A 1121-nucleotide genomic window follows, 5' to 3' on the forward strand; every position below is an offset into this window, starting at 1 on the left:
ATGTTTCCGCACGAGTGGCGTGCCAGTACCACACTTTCCGGCGTTTACGCACTGCGTATGTTGGGGATGTTTTTGGTATTGCCTGTTTTGGCGATGTATGCCGCTTCGTTGCCCGGCGCAGAAAACAATAAAGCGCTGGTCGGTATGGCGATGGGCATTTACGGTCTGACACAGGCTTTGCTGCAGCTGCCTTTGGGCATGGCTTCCGATAAGTTCGGCCGTAAAAAAGTGATTTATGCCGGCCTGATTGTGTTTGCGGCGGGTAGTTTTTTGGCTGCAGTTGCCGACAGCCTGCAGATGTTGGTTGCCGCGCGTGCCATTCAAGGCGCGGGTGCCGTCAGTGCGGCGGTAACGGCTTTGCTGGCGGATTTGACCCGTAATGAAGTGCGGACGCGTGCGATGGCGATGATCGGCCTGAGTATCGGCTTGACCTTCTCCGTCAGCCTAGTGCTGGCACCGATGATTGCCAGCTTTATCGGCGTATCCGGCCTGTTTGCGCTGACCGGTATTCTGACTGTAATCAGTATCGGTGTGGTTGCGTGGATGACTCCTGATCCGGAAGTGTCAAAAATGCACGAAGACACGCAGGCGCAGCCTTCGCGTATGGGCGAGGTATTGAAAAACCGCCAACTGCTCAATCTCGACTTCGGTATTTTTGCTTTGCATGCGGCGCAAATGGCTTTATTTACCGCATTGCCGTTTGCCATGACGCAGTTGGGTTTGGAAAAAATCCATCACTGGCAAGTCTATCTGCCGTCAACCATTACCGGCCTGATTATTATGGTACCGCTGATTATCGTCGGCGAAACGCGCAACAAACTGAAACAAGTGTTTATCCTTGGTATCATCTGCATTGCCGCAGCGCAAATCGGTTTGCTGTTTGGAATGCACTCGGTCTGGTTGATTACCGCTTATCTGATTGTTTACTTTATTGGTTTCAATGTATTGGAAGCCAGCTTGCCGTCTATGGTGTCAAAAATTGCTCCGTCTGATTTGAAAGGCACGGCGATGGGCGTGTATAACACCATGCAGTCGGTCGGCTTGTTTGTCGGCGGCGCAACCGGTGGTTTATTGTTCCAAAAATACGGTTTTGTAGGCGTATTTGCCTTTTGTAGCGTATT

At 51.6% G+C, this 1121-nt stretch carries 1 protein-coding gene; it reads left to right on the forward strand.

Going from position 1 to position 1121, the window contains the following annotated elements:
- The coding region (locus tag ACTHS3_RS13950; protein WP_440368245.1) for an MFS transporter at positions 1-1121 on the forward strand (1121 nt) is incomplete at both ends.

The organism is Neisseria sp. P0009.S007 (assembly GCF_051962515.1).